Raw genomic sequence first — 26831 nt, forward strand, 5'->3', positions numbered from 1 at the left:
CCCGGAAAGAGCGCGACCATGAACACAGTGAAAGCCAATGGCATCGATCTGGCCTGGGATCATTTCGGCCGCGAGGGCGATCCGGCGATCCTGCTGATCGCCGGCATGGGCGTTCAGATGATCCGCTGGGCCGTCCCGTTCTGCGAAGAACTGGCGGCGCGCGGCTATCGCGTGATCCGTTTCGACAATCGCGACGCCGGGTGCTCGACGCATCTTGGTCACTACGCCCCGCCGGACTTCGGCGCGTTGGCCGCCGCGCTCATGGCCGGGCGGCAGCCCGACGTTCCCTATACGCTTCATGACATGGCTGCCGATGCGGTCGGCCTGCTCGATGCCCTCGTCATCGATCGGGCGCATGTGGTCGGCCTGTCGATGGGCGGCATGATCGCGCAGATCATGGCGAGCGAGTATCCCGAACGGGTCCTGTTCCTGACCTCGATCATGTCGGGCACCGGCAATCCGGCCCTTCCGCAAGCCGAGCCGGACGTCATGGCCCTGATGATGCGCCCCGCGCCAGATCCGGTCTCGGACGAGGCCGGATTTCAGGCGCACAGCCTCGCGTTCACGCGCCGCATCGCCGGCCCAGGCCACCCGGTCGACGAGGCGGCACATCGCGTCCTTGTTCTGGAGGAGGTCGCTCGCGCCTATGATCCGGGCAGCACCGGACGGCAGATCGCCGCCATGGCCGTGGCCGGAGATCGTCGCGCGCGCCTCGGGAGCGTCGGCGTGCCGACGCTCATCATCCATGGAACGGACGATCCGCTGATTCCTCCGGCCTGCGGTGCGGATACCGCCACCTCGATCTCGGGCGCAGAGTTCATGCTGATCGACGGCATGGGACACCACCTGCCGGCCACGCTGCATCGCACGGTCGCGGATGCCATCGACCGTGTGGCGAAAAGGACACCGCCGAACATCCGGTAACGCACTTGGCTCAAGATCGCCGGCCGAACACCGCCGCGCCGCTCTATTCCGATCGCGTTCTCATCGGCCGCTGTCCTCCGACATATGCGGCGCATGCATCCGGTCACGACACACTTTCAATCCGCACTCGATTGTTCTGAGTGATAGTAACGTGCTGATTTTTCGGCGTAATATTTTTGCACACGACGAAGAACCGTCTCCCCGATCCGCTGAATTCAAAAGGAAATTTCGCAGATTCAGAATCTGGTCGATTCCAGCGACTATCGGCATCGATTGGTCGATTTCGCCGCGACGGCACATCGATTCAGAGCCAAAATACGAATGCAACTGTACTGCTAAGAGGGATCCAGAAGTCATGATGGAACTCCTTTTCTAAAGGGAGTCGATCGGAGCGCGGGGCCGATCAGCCGTTTCCTGTTCTCAGCCGGCGGGCGTATATACGGTCTCCACCTGCCACGAACCGGCGGGCTGGCTGTGCAGTTGCCAGAACTGTTCGGCGACGGCATTGGCGTCTTTGCTGTTCATGACGAGGCCTGCGACGGTAACGGTCGCGACGTGGACGCCTTTTTCCCGGAACGGCTCGAAGATGCCTTGCGCCAGCGCGCGAATACCTGCCTTACCGATGCTCAGAGAGAGAAAATCCGGATGCGGCTGAAGGCCGAAGCCGCCGCCTGTGAACAGGATGGAGCCTGAGCTGCGTGCGATCATGTTGCGCGCCGCAGCCTGCGCAGCGACCATGGCGCCACCGATATTAACAGCGAGATCATAGTTGAACGTCTCGCGCGGTTGATCTGCCAACGTAGCCTTTCGCAGCGAGGCCGCATTGAAGTGCAGAACATCTATTCCGGCGAAATCGCTTTCGACGTGCGATACGAGCGCTGCGACGCTTGACGGTTCAGCTGCATCGACCCTGCGTACTTCGACCTTATGGCCCTTCGCCGCGAGCTGCCCTGCAAGCTCCTTCGTCTTGGTCTCGTTCCGCGCACTCAAGATGACCCGGAAACCTTCCCCGGCAAACCGCTCGGCTGTCGCCAGGCCCATACCCGGACCGGTGCCAATGCTAAGAAACGTCTTCATGATCTACCTCCTCAACAATGGGATAACCCAACGTGTTCATCTTCGCTCGACGCCGAGAAGCGCTCGAGATGCGACGCTTCAATGCGACCAGTGAATCGAAACGGCCGCTGACCAACAGGTTGCTTCGCGCTTCGCTTGGCGCATTGCCGATTCCACCTCAAGCGACGGAGTTGGCTGTTGATAGCGTCTCAATAAGAATTCGGGCGACGGCGTCCGGACTTTCCAGCGAAGCGATATGCCTTGTGTCCTTGAGGATGATCATCTTCGCACCCTTGATCAGGGCCCGGTCTGCTTCGCGCTCGCCCGGGCGCGACCAATCATGATCGCCATAGACCAGTGTCACCGGGGCATTGATCTGAGCGTAATGCGATCGCGCTGAGACGTAGCTCGGAAGACCTCTGTAAACGGCGCGCGCAACCTTTGCGTAGCCGGGTCGCTTTCCCCCTTTCACCAGTTCGTCAAGCAGGTCCGGCGGCAGGCGGCGCGGGTCGTGAAAACCGCCGCCCAAAATACCGGCGAGCGAGGACTTGCTTTCCATGGCAGCGAACATCGGCCCGATTAGGGGTGCACGCACGCTTTTGATAAGGACCGACGCGAGCAAGTTCGCCCGCTCCGCGCCCGGCAGATAGTCGTAGGGGTTAAAGGCGACGACCTGTTTCACGCGATCGCCGAGCGCCGCAGCCGCCGTCAAGGCCAGTGTGGCGCCCAGCGACTCGCCGGCCAGCGTGATGTCGCGTAGGTCGAGCCGTTCGATGAAATTGACAACATGCTGCCGCATCGCCGGCTCCCGATAGTCGGCGCCGGGCACGATGTCCGACCAGCCAAAGCCCGGATAGTCGAACGCGTAGACGGTGAAGTGATCGGTCAGCTTAGGGATCACCCGTTGATACAGGTCGAGCTGTGTCCGGATCGAATGCAGCAGCACCAGCACCGGGCCCTGCCCCGCCCGCAAATAGCGCACCTTCGGGCCGCCGTCGGTCAGCGACAGGAATTGCGGTTTCTGATCGGGCCACCAGCGGCGCGTGTAATCGACGGCATCTTGCATCGTCATGATCGTTCTCGTTCGTAATGTCTGGATGTTGCGCCGGCGGTGCGGCGATGCGCGCGCCCGATCGCTCAGGCTGCGCCCGCCTCGAGCACTTCGGCGAAGGTGCGGGCAAAGCTGTGGGCGTCGCCGGGCCAGCGCGCCGAGATATAATTCCCGTCCCGCACCACCCAGGCGGGGCGCTCGTCCGTCGCCGTGTCGCGCGCCAAGCCGCTCGTCTTGCGCTTGAACTCGGGATCGCTCGCGGGCACGTCGCTGAAATCTGAGGGGCTCGCGAGCGCGCGCGTCACCTCCTGCTGCACGGACATGTATCCGAAGGGTTGCCCCGCCGCCTCCACGTAGGTGCGATAATAGTTGGGATCCCAGAAGCGGCCGAAATGCGCGAGTGTGTTGCCCTTGCGTTCGATTGCCCAAGGCAGCGTCGTGGTTTTTCGCCCATAGAGCACGGACCGGCCGTCGCCGCGCTTGCTCCGCGCAGCCAGCAGCACGCCGTGGCAGATCGCCGCCACCGGCTTTTGCTCAGCGAAGAACGCGACGGTGATGCGCTGAAGAATACTGCTTTCGAAAAATTCGCGCATACCGCGCGCCCGGTGCCCGCCGCCGAGCACCAGGGCATCGAAGTCCCCGGGCTCGATCTGGTCCCAGCGCATCGGGTTCATGAAGGCCGGATCGCGCAGCATCTCGGCATAGGCGTTCCGGGCGTCTGAATTGGCACCCAGCAGACGGCCGAGGACGCGGAGATGGCGCAGCACCGGGATGCCGCTCCAAGGGTCGAGCCCGATACCCGAGAGCATGATTGGGTCGCAGGCGCTTGGCTTGCCGTCGGGTGTCGCAAAAACGACCCGATGACCGCGCTGCGTCAGAATCTTCCAGCTCACCGCGACTTCCGTGGGGTCGAAATCGCGGCTGGGGATCGGGAGCAGAATGAGGCTCATGGCGAGAGTCCTTTCGATGGAAACGGTTGGCCACCGGTGGCTCGAGATCGAGTGCTCGCGCTACAAGACACGGCGCAATATCGACCTCGCGGCGCTGCGACCCTCGACCACCGCCGATGACCTCGACGGTGGAAAGTTCCTCTCCAACAATTTCGACTGGCGGTGAGTTGACGGTCAGACCTTTCTCCATCGGTGGCAACTCGGGTACAGCTTCAGCGATCCAAGCATTGGTGACCTCTGTGCACTAAGCGAAATGCTGCGCAGGGGTCTTTCCAAATCCATGCGTGGCATTTCAAGATCTTGTTTTTTTCAACGTCGCCTTCGACAGGCCCGTGCCGCATTCCCCACCTCGGACGTGCAATCGATCGCACATGCGCACCGCGCGTTTTTCAGATTCGTGTTTTTCGTCGGTCGTGAACAAAGACTAAGCGGCCGAACGTGAGTCTCTTTTTTGGGGTCTTGCGCGATTCGAGATTCCAGGATTTTGCGGCTTCGGGGTCATGTTGCGGTTTCGGTTTGCGCCCCCCGTGGGAAGTCACCATCCGGCACCACCGCGCGAATGAACGGGAAATGCTTCGATCCACGCTCCCGCTTGGGGAGCGCAAGAAGAGGCGTACCGCCGATTTCTGACGACCAGTTGATCCCGCGCCCGTTTATATCCGGCCTGTCTCGCGATATGGCGATCTCATAAGGACACGAGACGATGGCACGGCGCTCAAGCAAGGCAGATCCATCCGGGCAGCGGCGGCACGGCCCCCGTGACGCCGCGCGGGGAATACTGCCGGATTTCCAGGGGCGCGAGGCCGATATCGCCCGTATTGAGAAACTGTTAGACCACGTCGGGGATGGTGGTAAAGCGCTGCTCATCAGCGGCGAAGCTGGGATCGGCAAGACGACACTGCTGGAGTTTGCGCAGGTATTCGCCAGACAACGTGGGTTTCGTGTGCTGTACATGTCGGGGGTAATCGCCGAGGCGCATCTGCCCTTTGCTGCCCTCCAGCAGGCCGTGGGGCCGATCTTGCGGCAGGCCGAGAAGCTGCCGCAGCGGCAGCACGCAGCTTTGCTCGCGGCCTTCGGCCTGGGCGATGACACGACGGTGCCGGATACATTCCTGGTTGCGCTGGCGACGCTTACTCTCCTGACGGAGAGTGCGGTGCGCAAACCCATCCTGCTGGTGGCGGACGACATCCAATGGCTGGATCAACCCAGCCACGACGTGCTCTCTTTCATCTCTCGTCGGCTAAGCTCCGATCCAATCGTTCTCTTGATGGCGGCGCGGAGCGATTCGGAAGAAGCTTTCCCGCATTGGAGCGTCCCGCGGCATCAACTAACAAGGCTCGACGCTGCTGCCGCAGAGCGTCTGCTGGACGCCGAGTCGCCCGATCTGCCGCTCGATCTACGGCAGCGGTTTCTGGACGTGGCCGCAGGCAATCCCTTAGCACTGGTAGAGTTGCCGCGCGGCGAGCGCAAGCCAGAGACGGGCGAGTCGCACTGGGTTCCGCTGACCGATCGCCTAGAGCGTGCTTTTTTCAGCCGGGTCTCGGTCCTTCCGACGGCCACCCGCGCGCTGCTGCTGATCATCGCAGAGAATGACAGCCGATCCATCCGCGAGGTATTGGACGCAGGCGAAGTGCTGCTTCACGAAAAAGTAGCACTTGAGACGCTGGCGCCGGCCGCATCGGCGAGGCTGATCGAGATTGCCGCGGGGGAGGTGCGTTTTCGGCATCCCCTCGTCCGGTCCGCAATCCACCAGGCATCCAGCCCGGTGATGCGTCACAATATCCATGCCGCATTGTCGCGGGTCATCATAGACGAGCCGGATCGTCGAATATGGCACCGGATGGCATCGGCCGTCGGACCTGATGAGGCTTTGGCCGCGGAGCTCGACGCCGCCGCCGCGAGATCGCAACGGCGGGGCGCGCTTGCGACGGCGATCACCGCGCTGGAGAACGCGGCGCGACTGAGTGGTGCGGCCCTGCCAAGAAGCGAACGGCTCCTGCGCGCCGCCGAGTTCGCCGCCGAGTTGAGCCAATCGGAAACGGTGGAGCGCTTGCTGCGCAAGGCCGATCTCGATCGGCCACCGCTGCGGGTACGGGCACAAGTCGCGTGGATTCGCGAGATGAGCCAGCCCCTAACCGTTAGCGACCTCTCGCGGATTTCCGCGTTGATCGCCCTTGCGGCCGACGCCCGCGCCGACGGCGCCAATGATCTGGCGCTCGACCTGTTGTGGCGCGCCGTGCAGCGCTGCTGGTGGAGTAACGTCGAAGATTCGGTGCGCGAGAGCATACTCGCAGCAGCCGGTGAACTCGGATTGCCGAAGACAGACGCGCGCCTGATCGCGATCCCCGCCTATGCCGGACCGCTGACGCACGGCGGAGACGTATACCGGAAGCTGCAGGCATATCCCACAACGGGCGTCGGCGACCCGATGGCGGCACGGATCCTGGGGTTGACGGCCAACACCATCGGCGCATTCGATTTCGGCCTCCGTTGGTTGACCGAGGCAAGTACGGCATTGCGTGAGCAGGGGCGCCTCGGTGAGCTGGCGCGCGTGCTCTTCTCGCGGAGCGTTGCGGAGACCGAGACAGGCGACTGGATGGGCGCCCTGAGAAGCTCCGCGGAGGCGATTCGGTTCGGAGAAGAAACAGGACACGCGATCTGGGTCGCCGCGGCGACGATTGTGCAAGCCAGACTTGCTGCCATGCGGGGCAACTTCGAGGCCGCGGAGGCCCACGCAGTGCAGGCCGAGCGGCTGGTGCTGTCGCCAGGCTCCAGCTTCTGGCTTGCCATGCTGGAGAATGCGCGCGGCATTGCCGCGCTCGGCGCCGGTCGGCCCGCGGAGGCTTACGAGCACCTGCAGCGTGTCCACACGCCGGGCGATCCCGCCTTCAACACCAGCCTGCAGTTCTACTGGCTCGTGGACTACGTCGAGGCTGCCGCGTCCTGCGGTCAAGAAGCGGCTGCCCTCTCGATCATCGAAGAGGTGGAGCGGCATTCTGCACCCGTGGCTGTGCCGTGGGTGCGGATGATGCTCTACCATGGCAAGGCCTTGCTCGCCTCGCCGAACCGCGCGGAGATGTTCTTTCAGCGCGGTCTCGGCACGGCGGCACAGAACTGGCCGTTTCTGCGCGCGCGTTTGCTGCTGGCCTATGGTGGATGGCTGAGGCGGCAGCGCCGAATTGCCGAGGCACGCGTACCGCTGCGGACGGCGCGGGAGGTATTCGATGCGCTAGGCGCCTCACCGTGGAGCGAGCGCGCGCGCCTGGAACTTCGCGCTGCCGGCGAAGCAACCCGCCCGCGTGCCGAACTCATCCTCGACGCCCTGACGCCGCAGGAGTTGCAGATCGCGGAGCTCGCAGCGGGTGGGCTTTCCAACAAGGAAATCGGCGCCCGGCTATATCTGTCGCACCGAACCGTCGGCTACCACCTGCACCGAGTCTTTCCGAAACTCGGGATCACCGCCCGTGCGGGTCTGCGTGCCGCGCTCGATCGCACACCACAGGCCCCCGACCTGCGACGCCGGTCAGCGGAGTAGCCATCCGATGGAAGCGGTCACACCGGTCCGCTTCCGATGTTCCGCGACAAGGATTGAGACATGCCGGGCGAGCGATCACTCTTTGGCCAGAAGCTTCTCAGGCAGGATCGGCAGCTCACGGATGCGCAGCCCGGTTGCATGGAAGACCGCATTGGCGACCGCCGGGGCGACACCGACCACGCCGATCTCCCCGACGCCCTTGCCGCCAATAGGGCTTGCCACCTCGTCGAACTCGTCCACCCAGACTGCATCGACTGCTGGGATGTCGGCATTCACCGGCAATGGAACTCCAACGAGATTTTTCGAAAGGAACCGGCCGAGGCGCGGCTCGAATATCGAGGCCTCCATCGCCGCCATGCCCCAGCCCCAGATCATGGCACCGATCAACTGGCTCTTCGTCGTCCGCGGGTTCAGGACGCGGCCGACCGAGTAGCTGCCGAGCATTCTGCGGAGGCGAAGCAGACCAAGCGCGCGGTCCACGCCCACCTCCACGAACACGGCGCCCCAGGTGCGCATCGCATTCGGCGAGGCGCCGCCATCGATCTCCAATTGCACGCCCTCGCCGGGGCTGAAGCGGCCGAGCGCTGCCTCGGACTCGCGGCCCGACCAGCGTAGCAAAGCGAGCGGATCGCCCTCGCCGAGCGAGGCTCGGATCTGACGGCAAGCATCGAGCAGAGCGGCGCCAACGCACATTGCGCTCGCCGAGCAGAATGTGCCGCAGGCTTCCGGCAGCGTCGAATCGCCATTGCGGATCTCCACCCTGTCGGGCGGTAGGCCGAGCGCATCGCCGACAAGTTGCGAGAAGATCGTGAACACGCCAGTGCCGATATCGTTGAACGAGGATTCGAGCAGGGCGGTGCCGTCCGCGCGCAAGCTCACGCGGGCGGCGGCGGGCAAGCGGAAGGACCCCATGGTGGCACTTGCCATGCCCCAGCCGACCATCCAGTCTCCGTCGCGTTCAGCCTGGGCCGGACGGCGGTGCCACCCGAAACGCTCGGCGCCGAGTGCATAGGCCTCGAGCAAGTTCTTGGATGACCAAGGTTTGCCGCTGACAGGGTCAACCTCGGCATGATTGCGCAGTCGAAGCTCCAACGGGTCCATGCCGAGCGTATAGGCAAGCTCATCCATCGCGCTTTCGAGCGCCCACATCCCGGAAGCCCCTCCTCCCGGTGCGCGCAACGGGGTGGGTGCGCCGGCGGTGATCTCCTCGACCCGCTCGTGGGTTTCCAGCGCCGGCACCGCGTACATCGCTCGTCCGGCCTGAGTCGCAGACTCGACGAAATCCTCGGTGGAGGACGTCACGTTGACCGAGTCATAATGTAGTGCCGTGAGCCCGCCGTCAGGCGTGGCGCCGAGTTCGATCCGGTGACGCGTCAAAGGCTGATAGCCGGTCATCGTGTACATTTGAGCCCGTGAGAGCACGAGTTTGACCGGGCGACCGGACACGCGTGCCGCCGCTGCCGCGAACAGGGTATGCCACTTCGGAAAGGCCTTGGAGCCGAAACCGCCGCCGGTGTGAGGGCACATCACCCGCACCCGCTCCGGCGGCAGACCGAGCGCCTTCGCCAGCATCTGCCGCGTGCCGGCAGTCCACTGCGTGGCGTCGTGCACGACGAGGTCTTCGCCCTCCCACCAGGCGAGTGTGGCGTGCGGCTCCATTGCATTGTGATGCCGCGATGGCTGCGCGTATTCGGCAGCGATCCGATGGGTCGCTTGGGAGAAACCGGCAGCAAGATCGCCTTTGGCGGCATCGACTGCGGCGAAGATGTAGCCGCTGTCTGACACTGGCGGGCGGGGATTGGATTGGCCCGGCGACTTTACCTCGGCCGGTGCGATCGTGACGCGCACGCGGTGCGCTGCGGCTTCCGCCTGCTCGAGCGTTTCGGCGAGCACCATCGCCACCGGCTGACCCTCGAAGCGGATGGTGTCGTTCCGCATAGGCGGCAGGCTGAACATCAGCGGCACCGGAACGGCGGTGAATTGCGGCAGATCCGCTTGCGTGAGAATGCGGATGACGCCTGGGCCGTGCGCCGCCTCTTCAGTATCGAGAGACGTAAGCTGGCCCGCCGCGGGGGCCGTGACAAGAACGGCGTGGAGCTTGTCCGGCCGGTCGAAGTCCGCGGTATAGCGCGCGGCGCCGGTGACCTTGATGCGTCCGTCCGGGCGCGCGAAGCGTTGGCCGACCGTGTTCATGGCGTCATCTCCGCGACAAGCCGGATGGCCCTGAGCACGAGGTTGCGACCGAGCGCGATCTTGTAAGCATTATGGGCGAGCGGCCGGGCTTCGGCAAACCCGCTTTCTACTGCCGCGGTGATTGCGGCAGCGCCGGGCTCAAGTCCAGCAAGTGCCTGTTCCGCAGCCGTCAGGCGCCACGGACGCGCGGCCACCGACCCGAGCGCGACGCGGGCGCGTGCGATCCGCCGCCAGACATCGAGATCGAGCGCGAGCGCAACCGAGACCGTCGCATATTCGTAGCTCTCGCGTTCGCGGATCTTGATATAGATTGAGCACGGCGCTGAACCCGGAATCTCGATGGCGGTTATCAGTTCACCCTGCTCCAACACCGAATTCCGATCCTGCCCAGCATCTGGCGGAAGGTAGAATTCGTTGATTGGAATGCGCCGTCCACCCGCGCCGCATGCCGTGATCACTGCGGCGTCGAGCGCCGCAAGCGCCACCGCAGGATCGGAGGGATGGGTCGCAACGCATATATCGGACCAGCCGAAGATGGCGTGGCGGTCGTTGAGGCCATCGCGAGCGGCGCAGCCCGAGCCCGGTCGCTTCTTGTTGCAGGGGAGCATCTCTTCGGCACGGAAATAGGGGCATCTCGTCTTCTGCAGGAGGTTGCCGCCGATTGTCGCGAGATTGCGTATCTGCGCAGAGGCGGCACTCAGGATCGCCTGGGACAGCACCGGAACCCGCGCCACGACGGCCGGAGCGAGCGCTACATCGTTGAGCCGCGCGAGCGCGCCAATACGCAAGCCTCCGTCTGGCAATGTCTCGATTGCGTCAAGGCCAGAGAGGTGCGTGATGTCAAGGATGCGGGCGGGGGCGGCGATTTCGAGCCGCATCCAGTTCAAGAGCTCGGTGCCGCCAGCAAGGAATGCTGTGCCCGGCTCCCGACCCGCAGCCAACGCCTCGGAGACGACGGCGGCCCGCGAATAGGTGAAACCCTGCATGGCTCAGTCTCCCGCGGCCTGACGGACCGCCGCGACGATCTGCGGATAGGCGGCACAGCGGCAGATATTCCCGCTCATCCACTCACGGATTTCCGCATCGGACCTCGTGTGCCCCTCGGCGATGCAGGCAACCGCCGACATGATCTGACCCGGGCTGCAAAAACCGCACTGGAAGGCATCCTGGTCGACGAAGGCTTGCTGGACTGGATGCAGCATCCCTTTCTCGTCAGCCAGCCCTTCGATGGTCGTGATCTCGCGTCCGGCGGCGGCGGCGGCCAGCACCAAGCAAGCATTCACCCGCCTTCCATCGAGGTGCACGGTGCAGGCGCCGCATTCCCCAAAATTGCACCCCTTCTTCGTTCCAGTGAGTCCTAGATACTCGCGCAATGCATCGAGCAGCGTGACGCGCGCATCGAGCGAGATCGAATGCTCGCGGCCATTGACCTTGAGCGTTAGATCCAACTGCTCGCGAAACTTCATTCGGCCCGTCAGCATTTCGAACCCCCGTTCGTGTTCAAGGCATCGTCTGAGTAAACTTGCGGAACATCACGCCTTTCATTTCCGGACACATGCAGCGCAATCGGCACGACCGCACCTGCGAAGTCGCCGCGCCGCAGCGATCCGCCGCCCGGTCCAGCGCCTCTGCGCTTGCGTAGCGCGACAGCGACGGCCCATATCGCAACGAACAGTCCGACAATAATGAAGCCTATTGCGTTGAGATCGACGCCCCTCGCCCAATTCCAAAATGCGCCGTCGAGGTTCAACTTCTCCCCGAGCAATGCCGCGATCTCGACCGTCCCGATAATCAAGGCCACAAGGATGGAAAGGCCAGTGACGACGAGATTGTAATAAATTTTGCGCTCGGGTTTGGCGAGTGCCCAGCGGTAAGTGAAGCTCATGAAGACACCGTCGATCGCGTCCAGGAGCGACATGCCGGCGGCAAAAAGAACCGGCAGGCAGAGAATGGCGTACCAGGGCAGACCAGATGCCGCCCCGGAGGTCGTCAGCACCAGCAATGCGATTTCGGTTGCCGTGTCGAAGCTCAGGCCGAAGAGCAAGCCGACGAAATACATCTTGTGCGGCTTGTCGACGATTCGCATCGCCGGCGCCGCGAGACGGCCCGTGAAGCCGCGGCTCTCGAGTGCGCCACCGATCGACGCCCCGTCGTGATGTCCCGCCCGAACCTCGCGAAAGGTCCGCCAAATCCCGACAAAGATGACGAGGTTGAAAGCGGCGATAACGTATAAGAACCCGCTCGAAACTATGGTGCCCATCAGGTCCGCGAAATTGTGCAGCGACGAATAGTCGTCGAGCAGCCGGCCGACGGCGCCACGGACGCCGAGAGCCAGCAGCAAGGTCAAGGCGAACACGACGCTTGAATGACCGAGCGAGAACCAAAATCCGACCGACAAAGACCGCCTTGCATCGTGCGCCAGCCGGCGCGTCGTGTTGTCGATGGCGGCGATGTGATCGGCATCGAAGGCATGCCGCATGCCCAGAAGATACGCGGCGATGCCGACCCCGATGTCGAAGGCCTTGCCGCCGACGCTCAAATGCTGCGGCACGACGATGACGAGCAGGACGAGCCAGCCGACAATGTGGAGCGCGGCGACGACTATGATCATGCCGATCAAGCTTCTCGCTGCATCGGCATTGTCGTCCCAACGCGGCCGCAACCATGGCGGGCAACGGCAACTGGTGATCATGGACATGAGCCTGATGGGTCGCATCCTGAATTCATGCGACCGTGGGAACATACGGGAACGCCGCCCGCGGCTTCGACGTCACCGTCTCTTTGCCGATACCGAGGCGAACAGGAGCGTTGGCGGCGATCGAAAACATGACATCGGGAGCGTTGTCGGTCAGCGACCGGCCGTTCCATTCGACAAAGCCGAATACCGCCGGCGTGCCGACCTCGTAGGGGAGGATATTTGGCAAGAACCGCCGCGCGACCTTCTCGCCGTAGGCCCGCGGGCTCTCCGCGGTGCCGGTTGCCGATACGACCCCGGCGATGGCCCTGGCGATGGTCTCGCCGTAGGTCGCGCGATCGTCGGCCGGGCGGCCGGCGTCCAGACGATTGCCGAGGTCTTCATTGTATTGGGTGAACAACGGATGGATCATCGGCAAGCCGATACGGTTGATCGAACGCCATCCACCCGAGTCGGTGGCGAGGGTCGCCACCGCCCAAACACCAATCCGTTTGCCGCCGGCGCCGTTGAGCAACTCCGCATCCGGCACTTCAAGCACGATGGCATAGACCGTGTGTCCGGCGAAGAGGTTCTTTGCCCGGCTCGGCGTCCAGTCGCCGAGATTGATCGGCGTGCCGTCCTGGAAGGCGTGACCGACGGCGTGAAGCACGTCCGGCTCGATCCAGAACGGGTCGCCCGCTTTGCCGGCCCAGACACGCAAGCCAGCGGGCGTGGCGGCGGGTTCCCCGGTGACACCCCGGACGACGACTGAGCCCGCCGCATTCGGGTCGACAGCGGCGGCCCCCCGTATCGAACGCAGCACGAAACGCTGCCGGCCATTGGCATCGCGCTCGTCGAAGACGAGCCGATATGTGAGGTCCTCGACAGCGTCGCCATCGAGGTCGATTTTGAACTCGTACATGCCCTCAGGGTGATAACCCGGCACAGGGATGTCGCCGGCGATGGAGTGGCAGACATTGATCACAAAGACCGTGCCCTTTTCACCGCGGAAGACGTAGAGGTCCGTGATGTCCAGGCGGACGTCTTCGCGGGCGATCGGTGAATCGAGATGATGCGACATGGGTAGTGACCTTGAGGTATGGCTTGCTCAGTTGCGAATGAACGCGAGGAGTGCCTCGTTGATGATGTCTTTGTGCGTCGTGCACATGCCGTGCGGCGCGCCCGGGATCACCTTGAGCTCCGCCTTCTTCACCAGCTTTGCCGACAGCGCACCGGCATCGGCGAACGGCACGATCTGATCGGCGTCGCCGTGCAGGATCAGCGTCGGCACGTCGATCTTCTGGAGGTCGTCGGTCTGATCGGTCTCCGAGAAGGCCTTGACGCAGAAATAGGACGCCGGAAAGCCACACATCATGCCCTGAAGCCAGAACGACTGCCTGACGCCTTCGGAGGCCTCGACGCCGGGCTTGTTGTAGCCGTAAAAGGGGATGCTCAGGTCCAGCCAAAACTTGGAGCGATCAGCCACAATGCTGGCACGGATGTCGTCGAATACCTTGAGCGGCAGGCCGCCCGGGTTGTTCTCGGTCTTGAGCATCAGCGGCGGCACAGCGCCAATCAGCACCGCCTTGGCCACGCGCCGCGTACCGTGGCGCGCGATGTAGCGGGCGACTTCGCCGCCGCCGGTCGAATGGCCGATGTGGATGGCATCCTTGAGATCGAGCTTCGCCGTCAGCTCGGCGAGATCGTCCGCATAGGTATCCATGTCGTTGCCCTGCCAGGGCTGGCTCGAGCGGCCGTGGCCGCGCCGGTCATGGGCGATGACGCGATAGCCGTGGGTGCCCAGGAAGAACATCTGGTCCTCGAAGGCATCGCCGCTGAGCGGCCAGCCGTGGCTGAAAACGACGGGCTGACCAGCGCCCCAATCCCGATAATAAATCTCGGTGCCGTCTTTCATTTCGATGACTGACATTGCAAAGCCTCCTTCAATCTCGAGCGTAATCCGCTGTCGGATGTTTCTGAGCCGGCTAGCGCACGCGCACTGCCTCTGGCGCGCGCGCGGCCGATTCGGGAACGGCGCTTACTGCGTGGCGGCCGGCGTGAGATGGCTGCGAATGCCATCGCTGATCTGCTGTAAGGCCGCCTTGACTTCCGGCAGGCTGCGCAGCGCGTTCAAAGCCACGAAGTCGTGGATCATGCCGTTGTAGCGCACCGCGGTGACTTCAACGCCTGCGTCCTTCATCTTGCGGGCGTAAGCCTCGCCCTCGTCGCGCAGGGGATCGTTCTCCGAGGTGACGACAATCGCGGGCGGCAGGCCTTTCAGCTCCTCCTTGCTGGCGCGTAGCGGCGAGACATAGGGGAGGTTTTTGGTCTTCTCGTCCGGCGCGTAGAGATTCCAGCCATAGGCCATGAAGGCGCGGGTGAGGAAACGGCCGGTACCGAAATCGCGATAGGACGCCGTATCGACGCTGGCATCGGTCGCCGGGATCATCAGTACCTGATAGCTAATCTTCGGTCCCTTACGGTCCTTGGCCATCAACGCAAGCGCCGCCGTCATGTCACCGCCCACCGAATTGCCAGCGACCGCGATGCGGCTACCGTCGGCTCCGATTTCGTTGCCATGCGCGGCAATCCATTTCAGTGCGGCATAGGCTTGGTCCATCTGCGTGGGGTAGCGCGCCTCCGGCAGCGGCGTGTACTCGACGAAAACGCCGACCTGGCCCGACTCGACGACGAGGTCACGCAACAGGCGCTTGTGATTGGCGAAATTGCCGATAATCCAGACGCCGCCGTGGATGAACAGCACCACGCCCGGCTTTGCCGCCGGGTGCTCCGGCGTCATGATGTAAAGCTTCACCTCCTGGCCGTCCTGATTGATCGTCCGGTCGGTGACTGTCACGCCAGACATGTCGACCTGCGTCTTGTTCTGCAGAGCGGTGAAGATCTCCTGTGGCTTGGGCTGCGGAAGCCGCCAGAACGGTGTGCTGTCTTTGTTGATCTCGTTGAGGAAAGCACGCACCTGGGGATCGATGCGGTCGTCGGTTGCAGGGTTCGGCCCGGCGACGGCCTGTTGCGCCATCAGCGTCAGCCCTGTGACCAGCAGAGCGAGTGTCTTGGACAAACTCATGAACTCGTTCTCCTTGTGTTGCCCCGGATTAAGGCTGCCACGACGAATACACTGAGATAGTGCTTTGGTATTTTCCTTTAGCGCTGGTTCTTGTTTAGAACGACCGTGATGCTCTTGGACACGCGCTTATCGATAAGATCTGGCATTTGCGAATTTTGGAATAGAGTCTTGCCGCTGCGTCAGCGCCTGTGCCGCAGAAAATCTTCCGGGGCTCGTCGCCGGACGGAGGTGCTTTCCGAATCGGAAATCGACTGTGGCCGAAGGAGAAAAAATTAGGGCATCAGCCGATATAAACCCGTCTCTTATTTCCAATATTCCGTCACGCATGGCGGAGACTGGGAGCGGACTTCGCGCCCGATACAACTCTACGGGAGATGCGGCTCCTTGTGAGGATCGGACTCCCGCCTGGCCCAAATGGTGGGCACTTCGTCAGCGTCACCCTCGAATGCGTCGAGACTGGTCTTCCCGCGAAATACCCAATAGGCGTTGAACTGATAGGCAAGGACAATGGGAATTACGAAGCACAATCCAATGCCGACAAAGGCAAGCGTCTGCGGGTCGGCGGCACCGTCCCAGATCGTGATCTGCCGCGGCACCACGTAGGGCCATAGGCTGACACAAAGGCCGAGAAAGCCGCAAAGAAAGATAATGATCGACAAGGCAAAGACCTCGAATTCGACGCAGCGCCCGGTGCGTAGCGAATGCCACGCCGTCATAAGGGCCGCGGCGGCGACGACCGGGATCGGCGCAAGCCAGGCGATGTTCGGGAACGAGAACCAGCGCTCCACGACTGCGGGCTGGCTAAGAGCGGTCCAGATGCTCACAACCGCCATCATGATCGCGGTCAGAGCAACTGCCACCTTGCCGGCGCTGCGGGCAAAGGCTTGCGTCTGGCCTACCGTTTTCCAGACGAGCCAACCTGCGCCCATCAGCGTGTAGCCGCCGATAAGGCCGAGGCCACACAGCACGCCAAGCGGGCTGAGAAAGCTGAGAGCGCTCCCGGCGAACACGCCGTTTTCAACGTTGATGCCGCCGATGAAGCCGCCAAGCACCAGCCCTTGTGCGAAGGTCGCAATGATCGAACCGCCGAAGAAAGCGAAGTCCCAGGCGCCGCGTGAGCCGCGGGCATGGGCGCGGAAGGTGAAGGCAATGCCACGAAAGATCAGCGCAAACAGCATCAGGATGATCGGCACGTAGAAAGCCGGCAAGAGAATATAATAGGCTGGCGGAAACGCCGCAAAGAGGAACGTCCCGCCGAATACCAGCCAAGTCTCGTTGCCATCCCAGACCGGCTCAATGCTCGCCATCATCAGGTCACGGTCGCCGTCCCGTGGCGACAGTAGGAACAGAATGCCAATGCCGAGATCGAGACCATCCGCGAGCACGTAGATAATGATGCCGAAAGCGGCAGCACAAGCGAAGAGGAAGGGCATATCCATAATCATCGCTCCGCTGGAGTCGGCACCGGAGTCATGTGTGGTGCCGCACTTGTCTCGGGCGCATAGACCGCCGTCGGTGGCCCCTTCAGCACCTGGCGAGAGGCGAAATAGAGGAAGCCCGCGAATAGCATGAGATAGATAATCAGGAAGCCGGCGAGCGACGTTGCGACCGCATACGGTACGACCGGAGAGGCAGCAGCCGCAGTGCGCAACTGGCCGTAAACTACGAAGGGCTGACGACCCGTCTCGGTCACCGCCCAGCCGGCAAGCACGCCGACAAAACCGAGTGGCGTCGCCGCGACCGCCAGATACTGGAACCAGCGCGTGTCGTAAAGGCGTCCGCGCCAACGCAGGACCGCGCCGGTGATGGCAAGGACGAGCAACAGCAGCCCGATGCCGACCATCGCGCGGAAGGCAAAGAATACGACCGGTACGTATGGCCGGTCCCGCGGCGGCACGGCCTTGAGGCCCTGTACGGTGCCGTCCCAACTGTGCGTGAGATAAAGACTGCCGAGGTGCGGGATACTGATCTCGTAGAGATTCTTTTCCGCCGTGTCGTCCGGCCAGGCGAAGATCGCCGCCGGCACGTCGCCTTGCGTATTCCACAAGCCCTCCATGGCCGCGAGCTTGGTCGGCTGGTGCTTCCCGGTGTTGAGTCCGTGCAGATCGCCCAGAACGAATTGCAGCGGTACCAGCAAGAGCGCCGCCCACATCGCCATCGACAACCCAACACGCGAGCTTTCGACAAAGCGGCCGCGCAGCAGCTGAAAGGCCGACACACCGCCGACCACAAAGGCGCCGGTGATGAAGCTCGCGCAAACCATGTGCATCAACCGGTACGGAAAGGACGGGCTGAACACGACCTGCCACCAATCCACCACATGGAAAATGCCGTTGGCGTCCGCCACCGCCCCGGCCGGCGTCTGCATCCAGGAATTGGCAGCGAGAATCCAGAACGTGCTGGCGAGCGAACCGGCGGTGACCATAATACAAGCGAACAGGTGCAGCCCGCGCGAGACGCGGCCCTCGCCGTAAAGCATGATACCAACGAAGCCCGACTCGAGAAAGAAAGCGGTCGCCGCTTCGTACATGAACAACGGCCCGAGCACATTGCCGACCGCTTTAGAAAAACCGGCCCAGTTAGTGCCGATCTCATAGCTCATCACCACACCGGTGATGACGCCCATGCCGAAGCCAAGTGCAAACAGCCGCATCCAGAAACGCATAAGTTCGCGATAAACTGACCTTTCGGTCCACCACCATAGAATACTCATCCAAGTAACGAACGCCGAGAGCCCGATGGTCAGCGTCGGCCACAAGATATGGTACCCGACGGTGAACGCAAATTGCAGGCGAGATAGAGTCGCGGCGTCCATTATTATTACGAGCCTCCAAATGAGGCGCCACCGAGGACGCGGCGCGATTTAATCCGCATGTCGATCGCGGTTCTTTTTGATTTTTGCTCATTGTTTCGGCGATTCGTGAGAAGTCGAGCGATGGGGGCGCGCATACGATCCCGAATTCGCGGCGGAGTTCGGCTTTGCGACCAGCGCGGAGAACCATTCTGGCCACTTCGTTTGAGCCGCATTTTTACTGGAATAGCCGCGCTGTTCTCGTCGCGCGGCCGGCGACCACCTGCACAGGTTATTCCAAGAATAGGAATCACGCCTGCTCACGCCCCGCAGGCGACGCTTGTGCAGGCTAAAGGTCAATATTTCTGAGCGGCTTCGTCATCTGACCGGTCATTTGACAGAAGCGACGGCTTTCCTCGCCGCATAGGCTGCAATCTCCGAAAGCCAATGAGCCTTTGCATGGCGAAGCGGACAAATAGCTACGCTCCAGGCAACACCGCGCAGTCCTCGCACCATCAGGAATGAGACTTTGAAACCGGAACACGAATATTCAGATGCCGGCGACACGCCATATCTGGGAACACAGCGGACATCTTCTTGTCGCAGCGCGACTCGGCCCACCGAGACAAACCCGCTGGCGGTCAACGAACTGCGGATTTTCGACGCCGATGTGCTCGTGAAGCGCTCCGAAGAATGGGCCGGCGGCAGAGCCGTGCTGGTTGATCGCCAACCGCGCGCCGAGTTGACGAAATTTGCACACTGCTTGACTCGGCACACGATCGCGCTGCACGTCGAGGGCGCTAACACATCCGCGACCCTGAAATACGACGACGGCAATCAAGACGTGACGGGCAGCACGGTGGGCCAGGTCATGTTCGTTCCGGCAAGGCGGCGCCTTGAAGGCTTTGCCGATTACCCATCGAAATTTCGGCACTTGCTGCTGACGCTCGATCCGCAAATGCTCGATTGCGAGTGTGACAACACGGTCGACTTTGACACGCTGGATTTGCCCTATCGGCAGAACCTCAATGACGGCGTGATCGCCGGGCAGATGCGAGTGCTGCAGAGTGAGCTCGATCAGCCGGGGCCGCTCAGCCGCCTGTTTGTGGAAAGCCTGTGCTGCGAAATCGCGGTGCGCTCGTTGCGGATCTGTACCAGACGGGAACCTATGCGCATCAGTAGCGGTCTCGCGCCGCGACGCTTACGCCTAGTAAAGAACTACATCGAAGCCAATCTCTCCAACAATATAACGTTGGCGGACCTCGCTGCCATCGCCGATGTGAGCGCCTCGCACTTCTCGCGCGCCTTCCGCGCATCGACCGGCATTGGCGCGCACCGATATATAATCCGGCAGCGGATCGAACAAGCCAAGCGGCTGCTGACTGAGAGCAAAATGTCGATCGCTGAAATCGCCCTCGCCGCCGGCTTCGGCAACCAGAGCCATCTGACGACGCACTTCCGTCGCGAAGTCGGTACGACGCCGGCACGGTTCAGGAATCTGGCCTGACGGCCGGCTTTTGCCACTCCATCGAGAGCGGGAGCGCTGGACGCCTTGCGCTCCGCAAGACCGCACTCGCGCGGATTGTCGCAGTGTGCGGACGTATGGTTGTAGCAAAATTCTTGAATGGGTCGCCTGATGCAGCAAGGTTTCAAATGGCGTCGCGGCTAATCAATTAATTACTGTGGACGGGAAAGACCACGATCGACGCCGAGCCCTGCGCTCCAAATTTCCAGGAAAAATTACCGTTCAGGCTCTCCGCCAGCGAGCTAATGATCTTCAACCCACCTTGCGAGCGCGACTTGCCCGAATTCCGGCCGTTGTCGGTCACGATGCACAAGGCGACGCCCTCCTTCTCGATCAGACCGACGCGAATCGTCCCGCCCTGGCCGCTGAAGGCATGACGCACAGCATTGGTGATGAGCTCGTTCACGATCATGCCAAGCATCCAGCAGCGCTCCGACGCCAGCGCCATCGGCTGGGCGGCAATCACGATCTTGATATTCAGGCTGTCCAGTTTCGAGCGGCTGACCGCATGGCACAGGCGGCAAAGGTAGTCAGCGACATCGACGGTCGTGCCGAGATCCGGCATCTGCAGCGCCCGATGGACGCGGGCGTAATGCTCGAGGTGCTGCTGGACGTTGCCGAGCGCGCTCTGCACTTGTTGGTCGCCGCTGCGCGAGGCCGCGAGCGAAACTATGTAGACCGCCGAGGCGAACTCGTTGCTGATGCGATGCGTAATTTCGCGCATGAGCAGGCTTGCATCGGGCAAAGTCGGTTTCACGAGCACGTTCATTGCCACTCTCCCGAATTTGACATGGGCTTCCAGCCGTTCGCACTATCACAGCAAATTTGGAAATCGATCGATATCAGTTTGCTGCTCGTTTTTTCCGCTTCCTGTCTTGTTCGCCCCCTGATTTTGCTGCGTGTTGGCTTTGGCTCAACTTCTCCCACCGCCCGATCGCGCTTTCGCTACCAACCTTCCTCCTTGGCACGCTCGGCGTCGGCCGGAATGTGCTTCCCCAGCTTGACCGACCGGCACGGCGAAGACCACTTCCTGGCGCTGGCAGGCGCGCTTCATGGAAGAGGGTGTCGAAGGGCTGCTGCGCGACAAGACGCGGCCGCCGGGCCAACCGCCCGTGGCCGACGATAAGGCTGCGGCCGTGGTCGCGCTGACGCTGAAGCCGCTGCCACCCACTGGACGCGCGGGCCATGGCCAAGGTCGCGGGGCTGGCCGTCTCCACGGTGCAGAAGATCTGGAAGGCCCATGGTCTGGCCCCGCAACGCTGGCGGCAGTTCAGGCTCTCCAACGATCCGGCCTTTGCCGATAAGCTCAACGATGTCGTCGGGCTCTACGTCAGCCCGCCGGCCCATGCCCTGGTGCTGAGCCTCGACGAGAAGTCGCAGATCCCGGCGCTCGACCGCACCCAGCCGGGCCTGCCGCTGAAGAAAGGGCGCGGCGCCACCATGACCTACAAACGCCATGGCACCACCACGCTGTCATTCTCGACAACTATGCCGCCCACAACCACGAGAAGGTGCGGGCTTGGCTCGACCGCCACCCGCGCTGGACCTTCCATTTCACGCCGACGTCCAGCTCATGGCTGAACGTGGTCGAGGGCTTCTTCGCCATCCTGACGCGCGGGCGCCTCAAACACGGGGTGTTCCGGTCTGTCGTCGATCTCCAGGCCGCCATCAACCGCTTTATCGGAGAGCGTAACCAAACGCCCAAGCCCTTCGTCTGCGGGCCGACCCCGAAGCGATCATTGCTGCTTCTCCACAGCCGACCTTCGCGATAGGGCTAGAGTCGGCTCATCGCTGGCGTTTAGGCGCTACTCTGGCTTCCACGGCTCAGGCGGCGCGGCGGCCAAGCGCACGTGCCGCCTCGACGAACTCGGCCCTGAGATCTGGAGGTGCGTCCATCGCGCTATACAGCGCAAGTCGCCGTACAGGGCGAAAGCCGCAGTGCCCGAGGACGCAGCTGGAAATCCAGCGCCAGAACAGGTCGCCGCGGAACAACACGCCGAGGATTCGTGGTGAGTTCTGCGCGTGTAGATCACACGCGCAGAACGCCCCTTCAGCAGCGACTGAAGGTAGGGAAAACGTGTGTGGTAGCGCATCGCGAAGTCCAGCAGAAATACACGATCGACATATCCCTTGAGCAAGGTGGGCCCTGCCCACCACCAGTTTGGCGAGACGATGACAAGGTGCTCGCACCATTGGATCAGCGCCTGCTGCCCAATGGTGTCAGGCTCGAGCGACTTCTGGTTATGAAAGCCGGCCCTCAGCACCAGATCAAACTTCAGGTCGCGGAGGGCGATGCTTTTGATTTCGTGACCGCCGGCCCTAGCGCCGCCATCGTATGCCGCCGCCAGAGCGTCTGAGAAGCTGCCCACGTCCGGATGCGCATTTAGAAGGAGCACTTTCATTGCAGCTCACTCGGCGGATTGCCGCACGGGGATCGAACAGAGGGGGTCTTACGGAACGGCGTGCATTAGCCGCCCGCTTTGATCACGGCTTCGATATGCCGCGCAAGCTTCGGCACGCTGGCGGTCACAGCCATCAGTTCGCCGACACTTTGCGACGCGTCATCCGGCCATGCCACGCCGCCGAGAGCATTCGCGATGAGCGTACAGCAGCGAAGCAAGGATGCCGCAGACGACCAATGCCTTTCTCGTGATCACCTCAACCTCAAGGACACGGATTGGCGCATCGACGGCACCCGCTCTGTGATCGCAACACCGCAATCTCTCGGGAGTGCGCCGTTGGTTATAATTTTTGATCGAGCCACCAGAAGCGGCCTTGATCAATCTTCGCCGGACCCGCTCCGCAGAAAACGCCGAACGAGGCTGGCGTCGTTCTGGTGCGATTTCTGGGTCAGGCCTTCAGAAATGACCCGGCACACGCAGTCCACAGCGGAATCACACGTGATCAGTTCCGTCACGACGGACAAAATTTGTCGTGCTTTCGCACGCCGCCTTATGACTCGGATCAAATACGCCATGCGCCTCTGATGCTGTTGATACTCGCTTTACTACAATCAGATGGGCTCGCCATGACGAGTCAAAGTCGCATGATCGTTATCATTGGCGGTGGTATCGCCGGGTTGTGTGCAGCAGTCTACGCTCGAAAATGTGGCTATGAGGTCGAGCTTCTCGAATAGCACGATAGTCCAGGTGGACTGGCGACCAGTTGGAAACGGGGCGATTACACCTTCGAGACCTGCCTGTACCGGCTGCTTGGCTCCAATCCGGACGGCACCTTGCACGCGCAATGGCAGGAAGTGTGCGGCGTCGACGTCGATCGGCCGAATTGCAGAATCTTTAGCCAGGGCGGGTTTGCCAGCCTGACTGAAAAAAGACTGTCAGCCTCAAAGTCTTCAGTTCCGCATTGCGGGCACCTCAGCTTTGGACTGAGATACCGGTAATCTCCTCGCTTCTGCGCCAAAGCTTTTCGGCCGCGTCCGGGTCGATCGCATAGGCTTCGACGCCGGTCAGGCGATTGGCCCGATCTTCGCTGCCCAGATTGACGGAACCGCCCTCCGGCAGCACGGGCGTGATGTCGGAATCGGCGCAGTACACACCGCCTTTGCCGTCAAGCTGCGGGCTGACCGCGCACCAGACGTGGGTGGCCGCTCCCTGCGGCACCGATTTCAGGTCGCGACTCAGATCGACGACCGGCCGATCATTCTCATCGACGAACCCGGTCTTTTTCAGCATTTCCACCCCGACGTGCGAACCGAGATTGGTTCCTGCGATCCCGCCGGGATGGAGCGCGAACGCGCGGATGCCCACTTCCTTGCCGCGCCGGTCGAGGGCGACCGCGAAGAGGATGTTGGCCGTCTTCGACTGACCATAGGCCTTGAAAGGCTCATAGGCGCGGCGCTCGAAATTGATGTCGTCGAAAACGACCGGCGAGAAGCGGTGTCCGGCGGACGAGACCGAGACGACGCGCGCGCCACCGGCCCGCTGAAGTGCCGGCCAGAGCCGCAGGGTCAGTCGAAAATGGCCAAGGTGGTTGGTGGACAACTGCAGCTCATTGCCATGCGCATCGCGCTTCAACTCGGGGAGCGCCATGATGCCGGCGTTGTTGATGAGCAGGTGAAGCGGCAGACCCGATTCAACGAAGTCGCGTGCGAAGCGATCAATCGAGTGGGGATCGGTGAGGTCCATCGATTGAACCTCCATGCCGCCGCCTGCTTCGGCGATGGCCTTGCGCGCGCGCTCGACGTCACGCGCCGGCACGATCACCCGCGCGCCGGCGGAAGCGAGCGTGCGCGCCGTTTCAAGCCCAAGGCCCGAATAGCCGCCCGTCACGATCGCCACACGACCTACGAGGTTGACGCCCTTGATAACGTCCACGGTCGTCGAAGCCCGGCCAAACCCGCTGCCGATCGGTGCCTGTGCTGTGGTCATTGCTAGATCTCCGTTTTCATGAAGCCGTGGGCCAGCTTGTTGCGGTTAAGCCTAAAGACCCGATGGTGCCGGCGCGGTTCGCCCATCCACCGTCATGCCGGGAAAGCCGAGCATCGGAGCGAGCGTTGCGTTATTCTCGGCCGGAAAGTTCAGCTTCGGCTTGGAGACATCGTCGAGCTTCTTGATCTGCTCCGCCGACAGCGTGAGGTCGATGGAATCGAGGTTGGCGAGGAGCTGATCGACACGCCTCGCGCCGATAAGCGTGGAACTCACTCCGGGCCGCGACCGGACCCAGGCCAGCGCGACCGACGCTGAACTAACGCCCGCTTCCGAAGCGACGGCCGCGACCGCCTCAATGACGTCGTAGTCGGCTTCGCTTGGGACGCCCACCAAGCCCGTGCGCTTGGTATCGACATCGCCGCCGTTCCCGCGTTTGAACTTGCCGCTCAGGAACCCGCTCTTCAAAGGTGACCAGGGCATGATGCCCATTCCCAGCGCTTGAGCCATCGGAAAGAGTTCCCCCTCGCTTGTGCGCTCAAGCAACGAATATTCGAGTTGCAGCGCGATGATCGGCGCCCAACCGCGGAAGTGGGCTATCGTCTGAGCTTCAGCCGTCTTCCAGGCGGGAATGTCAGAGAATCCCACGTAGCGAATCTTGCCCGCCGTCACGAGATCGTCGAGACCGCGAAGCGTCTCCTCGACGGGCGCGGTTTGATCCCAGTTGTGGAGCCAGTAAATGTCGATGTAGTCGGTCTGCAGACGCTTCAGCGAGGCCTCGCATTGCTGGATGAGCGCCTTGCGCCCCGCGCCGCCGCCGTTGGGGTCTCCGGGAAATAGATTGCAGTAGAACTTCGTGCTCAGCACGATCCCGTCGCGGCGAACATCCCGCTGCCGAAGGTAGTCGCCGACGATCGTCTCGGAATGCCCGCCGGTGTAGATATTCGCCGTATCGATGAAGTTGCCGCCGCGATCGAGATAGGTAGACATCATCTCATGCGAGACTTCTTCGCTCGCACCCCAGCCGGCGTCTTCGCCGAATGTCATGGAGCCGAGGCACAGCGGACTTACGCGCAAGCCCGACCGGCCCAGCGTGATGAAATGGTTAAGAGGCATGCAGGACTCCTTTGGTTGGCGAGGGTTGCTCCTTGATAAGACGTCCGCTTTGAATGATGAATGATTGATCGTGCGAGATTCATGCGAGATAGTACAATTATGCGCACCGACCCGCTCTCAGATGTCCTTGATCTCGCCGATGCTCGCTGCGTGCTGACCGGCACGCTCATTGCCGGAGGCGGATGGGCGCGAAAATTCAAGCGCTCGGACGCGATCAAGTTTCTTGCCGTTGTCCGAGGGACGTGCTGGCTGTCGACCGAAGGCAGCCCGGCCGTTCCGGCTCGCTTCGAGGCCGGCGACGTCGTAATCACGAACGGAGCCCCAGGTGTCATCCTCGCCAGCGCTGCGGAATGGCTGGCGAATGCTCTTTCCACACCGCTTGAACGGGATGCAGACGGCAACCTGCGCGCCGGGGACGGCTCCGATTTCATGATGATCGGAGGGCTGCTGGAGGTCAACGAGCAGCGATGCGGCTTTTTGCGGGAAAGTCTCCCTCCGCTGGTACATGCCAACGGTCAGAGAAGCGAAGCCGCCAAGCTTCGCTGGATCCTTACAGAATTGGCAGAGGAGACGCAGCGCAAACGCGCCGGTTCGACGACTGCGATCATGCACTTGGCAAAGCTGCTGTTCGTGGAGGCTTTACGGCTGCACATCGAATCCACGAAATCGGACAAATCTGGGTGGCTCATCGCGCTTGACGACAGGCGCATCTCTATCGCGCTCCGAGAAATACATGCTCAACCGTCGCATGCGTGGAATTTAGAGGAACTGGCGAGGCTGTCCGGAATGTCGCGGACATCCTTCGCGGTACAGTTTCGCGATGTCGTTGGCATCCCGCCTTTGACCTACGTGCTCAACTGGCGGATGCGCCTGGCCGAAAGAGAGCTGAGCGAGACAGATCACTCCGTTGCCGATATCGCCTGGTCACTCGGATATGGGTCCGAGAGCGCCTTTAGCAACGCTTTCAGCCGGGCGACCGGCGTGTCGCCAGGCCGCTTCCGAAAGGAGGCGATGCAGACCTATGCCGAACGCCGACGCAAGGTGGACCGCCGCGCGGTCGAAGCCGAATAGGTTTCTGTGGCCCAATGCTTCATCGGTTGCGGGAGAACGCGGGGGATCTTGTGTGGAGCAATCGCCGTCACTTTTGGAAGGGTGCAGAATCGTCTGGAGGAAATGGCCGGGTTCTATCTCGCGATCCGTCAGTCGGTGGAGACGGCGCTGCGGCGGTGGCACGCAAGTAGGCCGCGATAGCTTGGGTTCCGTGGCCAAAAGAACGTCACAGGCAGCACTCGTGTCTGACGGCCTTTTCAAAACGCGGGCAAGATCTTTGCATGAGACTGTCGGAAGCGCCGTCAAATCGGTCCGCTATAATTGGACCGATGAGTGACCATCAGTGGAAATCAACGGCTTAACGCAATCCGATTTGCAGTCAACAATGGAGGACGAATGATCAATGAGCTATCCTGTAGCCCTATATCTTTCCTAAGCCATTTCCCTCCGGACCCCTCCAGGGCATCGCATCCCCCTACTTCCACTCGAATATTTT

General features: G+C 62.3%; 22 protein-coding genes and 1 pseudogene. 7 read left to right on the plus strand and 16 right to left on the minus strand.

From position 1 onward, the window contains the following. The first annotated feature begins 18 nt into the window (after window positions 1-18). On the plus strand, window positions 19-924 hold the full coding sequence (locus V5G24_RS05435; RefSeq protein ID WP_394085891.1) for an alpha/beta fold hydrolase: 906 nt from the start codon (window positions 19-21) through the stop codon (window positions 922-924). A 420-nt stretch (window positions 925-1344) separates the two neighbouring features. Here V5G24_RS05435 and V5G24_RS05440 read toward each other — a convergent pair whose 3' ends face one another. The 3 genes from V5G24_RS05440 to V5G24_RS05450 all read right to left on the minus strand — a co-directional run bounded on the left by V5G24_RS05440 (window position 1345) and on the right by V5G24_RS05450 (window position 3981). After that, entirely contained in the window at window positions 1345-2001 is a 657-nt protein-coding gene (locus tag V5G24_RS05440; RefSeq protein ID WP_394085892.1) for an SDR family NAD(P)-dependent oxidoreductase, read from the minus strand. 157 nt (window positions 2002-2158) lie between these two features. Continuing rightward, the gene (locus tag V5G24_RS05445) at window positions 2159-3052 is read right to left on the minus strand and encodes an alpha/beta fold hydrolase (protein WP_394085893.1); all 894 of its coding nucleotides are present in this window, start codon (window positions 3050-3052) and stop codon (window positions 2159-2161) included. 65 nt (window positions 3053-3117) lie between these two features. Next, window positions 3118-3981: a type 1 glutamine amidotransferase domain-containing protein gene (locus V5G24_RS05450; protein WP_394085894.1), complete on the minus strand. Its 864-nt coding sequence runs from the start codon at window positions 3979-3981 to the stop codon at window positions 3118-3120. 16 nt (window positions 3982-3997) lie between these two features. Between V5G24_RS05450 and V5G24_RS05455 the strand changes: the two genes are divergently transcribed. Both V5G24_RS05455 and V5G24_RS05460 read left to right on the plus strand, forming a co-directional pair. After that, the gene (locus V5G24_RS05455) at window positions 3998-4147 is read left to right on the plus strand and encodes a hypothetical protein (protein ID WP_394085895.1); all 150 of its coding nucleotides are present in this window, start codon (window positions 3998-4000) and stop codon (window positions 4145-4147) included. A gap of 537 nt (window positions 4148-4684) precedes the next feature. Next, window positions 4685-7516 (plus strand): helix-turn-helix transcriptional regulator, encoded by a 2832-nt coding sequence (locus V5G24_RS05460; protein WP_394085896.1) that lies wholly within the window; start codon window positions 4685-4687, stop codon window positions 7514-7516. Between the two features lie 75 nt (window positions 7517-7591). On the opposite strand, the gene V5G24_RS05465 is transcribed toward V5G24_RS05460, so the two are convergent. From V5G24_RS05465 to V5G24_RS05505, 9 genes are all read right to left on the minus strand, one after another. Further along, window positions 7592-9709: a xanthine dehydrogenase family protein molybdopterin-binding subunit gene (locus V5G24_RS05465; RefSeq protein WP_394085897.1), complete on the minus strand. Its 2118-nt coding sequence runs from the start codon at window positions 9707-9709 to the stop codon at window positions 7592-7594. Continuing rightward, a complete protein-coding gene (locus V5G24_RS05470) occupies window positions 9706-10695 on the minus strand; it encodes an FAD binding domain-containing protein (protein WP_394085898.1) in 990 nt (329 codons plus the stop codon). The genes V5G24_RS05465 and V5G24_RS05470 overlap by 4 nt, the downstream gene beginning before the upstream one ends. 3 nt (window positions 10696-10698) lie before the next feature. Next, a complete protein-coding gene (locus V5G24_RS05475; protein WP_394085899.1) occupies window positions 10699-11175 on the minus strand; it encodes a (2Fe-2S)-binding protein in 477 nt (158 codons plus the stop codon). 8 nt (window positions 11176-11183) lie between these two features. Then, on the minus strand, window positions 11184-12320 hold the full coding sequence (gene nicT / locus V5G24_RS05480; protein ID WP_394085900.1) for a Nickel transporter NicT: 1137 nt from the start codon (window positions 12318-12320) through the stop codon (window positions 11184-11186). Between the two features lie 112 nt (window positions 12321-12432). After that, a complete protein-coding gene (locus V5G24_RS05485; RefSeq protein ID WP_394085901.1) occupies window positions 12433-13464 on the minus strand; it encodes a DUF4331 family protein in 1032 nt (343 codons plus the stop codon). Between the two features lie 27 nt (window positions 13465-13491). Further along, window positions 13492-14313 (minus strand): alpha/beta fold hydrolase, encoded by an 822-nt coding sequence (locus tag V5G24_RS05490; RefSeq protein WP_394085902.1) that lies wholly within the window; start codon window positions 14311-14313, stop codon window positions 13492-13494. 108 nt (window positions 14314-14421) lie between these two features. Beyond that, window positions 14422-15468, minus strand: a complete 1047-nt coding sequence (locus tag V5G24_RS05495) for an alpha/beta hydrolase (RefSeq protein ID WP_394085903.1) — start codon at window positions 15466-15468, stop codon at window positions 14422-14424. Between the two features lie 365 nt (window positions 15469-15833). Then, the gene (cydB, locus tag V5G24_RS05500) at window positions 15834-16907 is read right to left on the minus strand and encodes a cytochrome d ubiquinol oxidase subunit II (RefSeq protein WP_394085904.1); all 1074 of its coding nucleotides are present in this window, start codon (window positions 16905-16907) and stop codon (window positions 15834-15836) included. Between the two features lie 2 nt (window positions 16908-16909). Further along, a complete protein-coding gene (locus tag V5G24_RS05505) occupies window positions 16910-18283 on the minus strand; it encodes a cytochrome ubiquinol oxidase subunit I (RefSeq protein WP_394085905.1) in 1374 nt (457 codons plus the stop codon). 505 nt (window positions 18284-18788) lie between these two features. Here V5G24_RS05505 and V5G24_RS05510 point away from each other — a divergent pair. Then, the gene (locus tag V5G24_RS05510) at window positions 18789-19766 is read left to right on the plus strand and encodes an AraC family transcriptional regulator (protein WP_394085906.1); all 978 of its coding nucleotides are present in this window, start codon (window positions 18789-18791) and stop codon (window positions 19764-19766) included. A gap of 166 nt (window positions 19767-19932) precedes the next feature. Here the strand turns inward: V5G24_RS05510 and V5G24_RS05515 are convergent, their stop codons facing one another. Then, window positions 19933-20553, minus strand: a complete 621-nt coding sequence (locus V5G24_RS05515) for a sensor histidine kinase (protein WP_394085907.1) — start codon at window positions 20551-20553, stop codon at window positions 19933-19935. Window positions 20554-20791: 238 nt separating this feature from the next. Here V5G24_RS05515 and V5G24_RS05520 point away from each other — a divergent pair. Further along, window positions 20792-21531, plus strand: a pseudogene (locus V5G24_RS05520) (helix-turn-helix domain-containing protein); the annotation flags it as partial. A 58-nt stretch (window positions 21532-21589) separates the two neighbouring features. On the opposite strand, the gene V5G24_RS05525 reads toward V5G24_RS05520, so the two are convergent. After that, window positions 21590-22186 (minus strand): NAD(P)H-dependent oxidoreductase, encoded by a 597-nt coding sequence (locus V5G24_RS05525; protein WP_394085908.1) that lies wholly within the window; start codon window positions 22184-22186, stop codon window positions 21590-21592. Window positions 22187-22830: 644 nt separating this feature from the next. Here V5G24_RS05525 and V5G24_RS05530 point away from each other — a divergent pair. Continuing rightward, entirely contained in the window at window positions 22831-22920 is a 90-nt protein-coding gene (locus V5G24_RS05530; RefSeq protein WP_394085909.1) for an NAD(P)-binding protein, read from the plus strand. Window positions 22921-23158: 238 nt separating this feature from the next. Here the strand turns inward: V5G24_RS05530 and V5G24_RS05535 are convergent, their stop codons facing one another. Both V5G24_RS05535 and V5G24_RS05540 read right to left on the minus strand, forming a co-directional pair. Beyond that, complete coding sequence (locus tag V5G24_RS05535) at window positions 23159-24172, minus strand: SDR family NAD(P)-dependent oxidoreductase (RefSeq protein WP_394085910.1); 1014 nt, start codon at window positions 24170-24172, stop codon at window positions 23159-23161. 51 nt (window positions 24173-24223) lie between these two features. Beyond that, a complete protein-coding gene (locus V5G24_RS05540) occupies window positions 24224-25285 on the minus strand; it encodes an aldo/keto reductase (protein WP_394085911.1) in 1062 nt (353 codons plus the stop codon). 60 nt (window positions 25286-25345) lie between these two features. Here V5G24_RS05540 and V5G24_RS05545 point away from each other — a divergent pair, with 60 nt between their 5' ends. Next, window positions 25346-26356, plus strand: coding sequence for an AraC family transcriptional regulator (locus V5G24_RS05545; protein ID WP_394085912.1), 1011 nt, complete (start codon window positions 25346-25348; stop codon window positions 26354-26356). The last annotated feature ends 475 nt before the right edge of the window (window positions 26357-26831 follow it).

The organism is Roseixanthobacter finlandensis (genome assembly GCF_043195105.2).
In the GTDB taxonomy this organism is placed as follows: domain Bacteria; phylum Pseudomonadota; class Alphaproteobacteria; order Rhizobiales; family Xanthobacteraceae; genus NCEH01.